Annotated in this window: 5 protein-coding genes; all 5 read right to left on the bottom strand. The window is 40.1% G+C overall.

All coding sequences use genetic code 11. The annotated features are described in order from the left end of the window. Positions 1-499: 499 nt before the first annotated feature. Positions 500-2,278 (bottom strand): oligopeptide ABC transporter substrate-binding protein, encoded by a 1,779-nt coding sequence (opp4A, locus tag CS060_RS11940; RefSeq protein ID WP_257211137.1) that lies wholly within the window; start codon positions 2,276-2,278, stop codon positions 500-502. 15 nt (positions 2,279-2,293) lie between these two features. After that, entirely contained in the window at positions 2,294-3,163 is an 870-nt protein-coding gene (locus tag CS060_RS11935) for an ABC transporter permease (protein ID WP_369795726.1), read from the bottom strand. 1,177 nt (positions 3,164-4,340) lie between these two features. Continuing rightward, complete coding sequence (opp4B, locus tag CS060_RS11925) at positions 4,341-5,309, bottom strand: oligopeptide ABC transporter permease (protein WP_035047768.1); 969 nt, start codon at positions 5,307-5,309, stop codon at positions 4,341-4,343. A 17-nt stretch (positions 5,310-5,326) separates the two neighbouring features. Beyond that, entirely contained in the window at positions 5,327-6,253 is a 927-nt protein-coding gene (locus CS060_RS11920) for an ABC transporter ATP-binding protein (RefSeq protein WP_035047765.1), read from the bottom strand. After that, complete coding sequence (locus CS060_RS11915) at positions 6,250-7,254, bottom strand: ABC transporter ATP-binding protein (RefSeq protein WP_035047764.1); 1,005 nt, start codon at positions 7,252-7,254, stop codon at positions 6,250-6,252. The genes CS060_RS11920 and CS060_RS11915 overlap by 4 nt, the downstream gene beginning before the upstream one ends. Positions 7,255-7,363: the final 109 nt, after the last annotated feature.

The following is a 7,363-nucleotide window of genomic DNA, read 5'->3' as shown; positions in this document are numbered from 1 at the left end:
ACCGTTTCTCTCCTTTGGCGAGTGTTGGTCAAGGGCGAATCCGATCCCATCCTCCTCTTTAAATGCCTTAAAAAGGACTTTTCATAGATTTTTTGACACTACCCTTTATTATACGTAATTATTTGCATTTTGCAACTAAAAATAAAAAATATTTTTCTCTTCGTTCATAATCCACCAGTTCGAACTAACATAAAGAGAAAAATAAAATATAGATAAAATATAGATAAATAAGATTAACGGAATAATTAAATTTTTTTGTGAAAACAGTTATTTTTGATTTGACAATATGTTCTTAATCATATTGCGAAATGATGAGAAAAGTATTCGCAAAGGCGTTTGGCATGGATCAGAGTACATGTCGCATAAATGGCATGGACTGATAAACAATTTTATGAAAATCTTTATCATTATTTGATGATTTTAATAAAATTGATAACCTAGTGTCACACGCTAGATAAATGAACAGAGCGGTTCTTTTCTCGAACCGCCCCTTCATTTATTATTCTACTTCTGGTTTTTCTGCTGTCACACCGACATCTTTCCACGTCAACTGCGAGCTTGGATCGACCGTGAAGTTTTTCACCCGATTGTTTACTGCATAAAGCGCTGAACGGTATAGTGTCGGAATTACCGGGACTTCCTCGTTCATTAATGCTTGCCATTCGTTGTAAATCTTTTTCCGGTATTCTTTATCAAACGCTTGTTCCGAATGCCCTTTTTCGAGTAGCTCATCATTTTTCTCGTTCACCCAACGCGAGTAGTTGAACATGACGTTTCGTCCATACAGTCCGTATGGGTCAACATCTGTTCCTGTTCCCCAAGCAGCAGCAAACACATCGACTTTCGGGTCGTCTTTTTCAACCATATCATAGAACGAGTTAAACTCCGCTAAGCGTCCGTCGACTAATTGAACGTCCAATCCGACATCTTTCCAACATTGCATATAAAATTTCGCTAACGGTTCGGCCACATCGGAGCCGCTCATCGCAAGGAAATGAATCGTAAGTTTCTTTCCGTTTGGATCTTCGCGAAGCCCATCGCCATCTTTATCTTTATACCCTGCCTCATCTAACAGCTTTTTCGCTTTTTCTGGGTCATACGAATAGCCTTTTGCCTCTTTATTATGGTAGCCAGGAAACGATGGTGGAATGAGCGTTGTCGCAGGGAAGCGCAGCCCATGATAAAGTTTCTCGCCGACTGACTTGTTATCAATCGCATATGCCATCGCTTGGCGCAATCGTTTATCTTGGAATTTTGGATTGTCCATGACGTTTTCTTGCTTTTTCGCATCCCAATGCCCGAGCTTGAAGCCGATATAGTTGTAAGCTAAGTCGATTTTGCCAACGAATTGAATATTTTTCGTTCCTTTCGCACCTAAATACTGATCGGTTGGAAATTCTGCAATGTCAATTTCGCCTTTTTTCAACGACTGAAGAACGACTTTCGGGCTGACGACTTTTACAATGACCCCTTTTAAGTTCGGCTTTCCGCCATAATAGTCATCGTTGCGCACCATTTCCACCGATTCTCCTGGGACAATTTTCTTCACTTTGAACGGTCCGAAACCGATCGGATTTTTACGAATTTTGTCTGATTGAGCCAATTGGTCAATTGGAATATCTTTTAAGTAATGTTTCGGCAGCGGATATGCCCAAATTCCGGTTAACACGGATGGATTCGCCTGTTTCCACGTAATCGTAAGCGTTTTTTCATCGACTACTTCAATGCCGGAAATCGTTGACGCTTTTCCGCTATGGTACTCCTCCATGCCGACAATACCTTGTATAAGCGCATCGCCATAACGCACCCCTGTATAATCTTTATGTCCGATGACTAAATACGCATACTCTAAATCTTCTGCCTTTACTGGCTCCCCGTCGTGCCACTTCACGTTGTCTTTAATTTTAATTGTCATTGTTTTTTTGTCTGCGGAGAGCTCGTACGTGGCTGCCCCATCATTCGTAATCTCATAGTCTCCGTTTGTACGAAATAGCGATTCATCAAAAAACTGCAAAATTTCCGCATCTGGCTGCCCTGTGTAAAATGCATAGTTGAGCGTCCCCTCAAATGGTGTATCTGACACTAAACCATAAGTAAGTACGCCGTCGACAATTTCTCCATCGTTTTTGACCGTCATCGGAAAATTGCCGATGTCTTCTTTTGGTGCAGTTTGCTCCGTCGGTTTTTTTGGATCGCTACTTGTCGAGTCGGTGCATGCGGACAATACGAGTGCCAGTCCAGCGAGCACGCTAAAAAACTTCCAATACCTTTTTTTCAATTCCATCTCCCCCTTTTATCCTAATCGTTGTCTTGCATCAGCCGCACGTTTTAACGCTTGGCCGATAAAATTTATACACAACATCATTACTAAAATAAGTACTGATGCTGGTAACCAAACCCACCATTTGTTTTGCAATACATCCGGATTTGTCGCATAGCTGACTAATGTCCCTAAGCTTGGCGTGCTTTCTGGGAGACCAAATCCTAAATAGCTTAGTCCTGACTCAATTCCGATATTGCCTGCAAGATTCAATGTTAAATTCACGATAATGATCGAGCTTAAGTTCGGTAATATTTCCCGAATGATAATTTTCCAATCGGGCGTGCCGAGCGTTTTTGAGGCGCTCACATAGTCCAACTCTCGTTCCGCTAACGTCTTTGCCCGAATGAGCCGCGCTTTACCTGTCCATAGAAAGGCACTCATAATCAAAATAAACGTAAACACGTTATATTTCGGAACGATTGCCACGAAAACAATAACTAGCATTAAAAAAGGCAAAATAAGGATAAAATCAATAATACGCATAATGATGTTATCAATTACTCCACCAAAATAACCTGCAATTAATCCGATTGTTAATCCGATTAATCCTGTCAGCAACGTAATGGCTAAACCGATCGTAAAAGAATTTCTCGCCCCAATAATGAGTTGTCCTAAAATATCCCTTCCACCATAGTCTGTTCCTAGCCAATGCTCGGCAGACGGCGGGGAGTAGATGGACAAAAGATCGACTTTGACGATTTCTTCTTGATCTAGTACAATGGAAGCCCCGTATACAATGGATAGAATGAGTGAAAGAAGCAAAAGAGAGCTAAGCGCTAGTTTATCTTTCACTACTTCCCGCCATAGAACAGAAAAGGCTGAATGTTCTGTTTTTTTCACTCTTATACCCCCTCCTCTGTCTTATGCAATAAGTGGTCCATAATAAATCTTAATCACTCTTAATCTTGTATAATAACTGCTTGACTCAAATGCATCAATTAAACTATAATCAAGTCTTGAAAAAAAACAAAAAAAGCGATTGAAACCAAAAGCAAATACTTAAAGATCTTCACACAATCCACTCCTTTGTTTTTCATATATTCAAGTTAGAGCAAGCCAACCTTCGCTTCAATGCGATCCATCAAACGTTGAAGGACTTCGTTCAGAGCGTTGGGGAAATATTGCAAAGTCGGGTAATGATGTTACTCATACTGTTATTTAATGAATAATTTGGCTCTTCACCAAAAGTTGTACTTGACTATTTCAGATCATGTCTTACTTGCACCCATAGGAAAAAAATCAGTAAATCATACGTGACGGCTCAAGAAAACACCTCGCTTACCATGTACATGTTGTGTTAACGTGCCAATAATTTTGAATTGATTTAAAAAAATTGGTAAAGCACATAATATAAAAACAATATACTATTAATGATAAGCGTAACAAACAAGATTTTATGGATAGTTGTTTTTCTCTCTCTAACCCCCAAAAACTTAATTTGGAAAAATAAAAGTAGGATATTGAAAAAGGTAGGCACTAAAGTATAAAAATACCTTTCATCGCTAATTGATACTACGCTTGGATTAAACCAATAAATGAACGCATCGGAATTTTAAATCATCAAGCTGAATAAAATAATAAACCATGAAATAACTAACAAGAGAACCTTCATGAATATTCCACTTTTTTCAGAAAATCTAAGTTTCATAAAAGTAAAATGCCACCTACCTTATAATTGATTTGGATTAGTCACGCCTTTTTCTTGTTGCTGTTGCAACACTCCCTTTTTTTTTTCATAAAACATCATCATAATCTTATACATTTCTTTTTTCGAAATGATTCAAAGAAATCGAACCCGATCAAGCGATTAAACAAATGTTGTTGCACAACCCGTATAATCACCGCAATCCAAGTGCTGTTTCAAAAAGCCATTAACCGATCCATGTTCGTGATTACTGTCTTTTTCTCACTAATCAAGAAAAATTCGATTAAGATACATTGGAGCACTCTCTTCCCCCGTATATAGTGTCTTCATAGGTAGATCTTGATTTTGTGTCAATACATTCCTCCCCCTCCTCTACTCGATTCTGATGCGCGGATCAACAACACTTAAAATGATGTCCGATAACAATGTCCCGATTAATGTTGCAAGTCCTGAAATCATCACAAGTGCTGTCACGACGCTATAATCCCGCTGCATAATCGACTGAAGAAAAAGCTGACCAATCCCTGGATAACTAAAAATGGATTCTAAAAAAACAGATCCGCCAATTAATCCAGTAATTTCATAGCCTAAAAAAGCGGCAATCGGTAAAAATGAGTTACGCAAAATATGACGCGAATAAATTTTCGCTTCTGGCACTCCTTTTGCCCGCGCCGTGCGGACAAAATCTTTTACTTTTGTGTCAATAATTTCACTACGCAAATATTGAATGATTCCGACCGTACTAATTAACGCACCAGATAAAGACGGCAATAAAAGATGATTAAGCTTACTTATGTAATAATCAAATGTCCCTTCTTCTAGCTGAATATCAACGCTACCACCCGTTGGAAACCATCCGAGCTTAAACCCGAACAAAAAAAGCATGATGAGCGCAAAAATAAATAACGGGGTGGCAAAGCTAACATAGCTATATCCGACAATCAACTTATCTGCCCACGAATCTTGCCAACGACCAGAAATTACTCCTAGGGGGACGGCAATGGCGTATGTTAGCACTAAAATACACAACGAAAGCAAAATCGTATTCCACATTCTCCCTGCTAACAAGTCTGTCACAGGCTGTTGATGAACATATGATAATCCTAAATCTCCATGGAGTAAATTTTTTATCCAACGCGTATATTGAACATACAGAGGGTCGTTTAGCCCTAGTTTTTCTCTCATCTCTGCTAACGTTTGCGCATCCATTTTTGGATTATTCGCTAGCTGACCTGTTAAAGCGTCACCAGGCATCGCTTTGGCAAGCAGAAAAATAAGCACACTTAAAACAAATAGTTGTGGAATCATCATCATGATACGTCGCAATATAAATTTGACCATCCTCTCTCCTTCCTCTCTTACGGGATCGCAACCGAATGAGTTTCGGAAATGCGTTTCAGTGGATATACTCTTCCTTCCGCATCAAAATAACGAGAATACAATTGTTCATAGTCTTTTTCGATTTGTTGTCGTAGTTTTTGCTGCTCTTGCCGTCTTAACGGGTCGGCGTTAGGAATAGACGCCAATAACCTTTTTGTATAAATATGTTTCGGATCGTGAAATATTTCGTCCTTCGTCCCTTCTTCGACAAATTGCCCGCGGTACATAATACCAATGCGATCACACATATAGCGAATAATTCCTAAATCATGGCTGATGAACAAATACGTCAGCTGAAACTCTTTTTGAATATCTTTCATGAAATTCAATACTTGCGCTTGAACAGACACGTCAAGCGCCGATACCGGTTCGTCAGCAATGATTAGCTTTGGATTGAGCGTGAGGGCACGGGCAATGCCAATACGCTGCCGTTGTCCGCCGGAAAATTCATGAGGATATTTATAGACGGAGTCCGAATGCAGCCCTACTTTTTCAATGAGACCTTGTACTTTTTGTTTTTCTTCTTGCGGAGATAGTTTTTCAAAATTACGCAACGGCTCCGCAACAATATCTAATACTCGTTTTCTTGGGTTAAGCGAAGAGTACGGGTCTTGGAAAATCATTTGTATGTCTTTTCGATATTGGACAAATTCACGGCGACTTAGTTTCGTCAAATCTTTCCCATCAAACAAAATTTCTCCTGCTGTCGCTTTCACTAGGCCAATAATTGTTCGCCCCGTTGTCGTTTTCCCGCATCCCGACTCCCCGACTAGTCCGTACGTTTCCCCTTTTTTCAATTCAAAGCTAATCCCATCGACCGCTTTTACATGCCCGATGACCTTACGAAAAAAACCACCGCGCACCGGATAATGCACTTTTAGTTGATTGACTCGGAGAAATGTCATGCCTTTTCCCCCCCATCGGGAAAGTAAAAATGTTGGTAACACGTGCAACGAACCCAATGGTTTGGTTCGACTTCGCGCAATATAGGATGTGGCTCATGTTTTGATTCATGAATCCAACTAATTCTGGATCGAAATCTGCAGCCAGTTCTCGGAAGTTTCGTCAATGGTGGAACAATCCCCTGAATCACATGAAGCGTTTCTTTTGGAGTTTGCAAGGAAGGGATGGACTGCAGTAACGAACGGGTATACGGGTGCAACGGGCGGGTAAATAGCGTATGTACATCCGCAAGCTCGACAATTTCGCCTCCATACATGACGGCTACCCGATCTGCCATTTCTGCAACTACCCCTAAGTCATGAGTAATTAAAAGAATGCCTGTGTTGAGTTGTTGCTGTAAGTTTTTTAATAGGCTAATAATTTGTGCTTGAATCGTGACATCTAACGCCGTCGTCGGTTCATCGGCGATGAGTAGCGCGGGATTACAAGCAATCGCAATGGCAATGACTATACGTTGTCTCATTCCTCCTGATAATTCATGAGGATAACGGTCATACGTTTGTGACGGATTTGAAATGCCAACTTGTTCAAGCAACTCTAGCGTCCGATTTCGTTTCTCAGCAGTAGATAGTGTGGTGTGATAGTCCATGCTTTCTTCAATTTGTTTGCCAACAGTCATAAGCGGATTTAACGCCGTCAGCGGATCTTGAAAAACCATGCCGATATCTTTTCCGCGAATTTGATTTAATGCTTGTACCGATTGTGTTAAAAGATTTTTTCCTTTAAATACTACAGTTCCTTCTAATTTCGTCCGTTCCGGCGGATGTAATCCGATAATCGAAAGAGCGAGCGCGCTTTTTCCACATCCGGACTCTCCGACAATGGCAAGCACCTCGTTTTCGTGAACAGTTAGTGAAACATCATCCACCGCTGCATAATACTCATCTTGAATCCTGAAAGAAACTCGCAAACTTTCTATTTGTAACACTGATCGTTTCAACAAGCAGTCACCTCCTACTGAATAAACTGAAAATTATGTATTTTCATATAAAAATATATTATTACAATCTTTTTGTTATTTCAATATTTTTTTGGGTCTTCACCGAAAGTTG

Origin of the sequence: Anoxybacillus flavithermus, assembly GCF_002742685.1 — a bacterium.
Taxonomy (GTDB): domain Bacteria; phylum Bacillota; class Bacilli; order Bacillales; family Anoxybacillaceae; genus Anoxybacillus; species Anoxybacillus flavithermus_E.
Note: the sequence above shows the minus strand (reverse complement) of the source record. Positions and strands in the feature narration are given on the sequence as shown.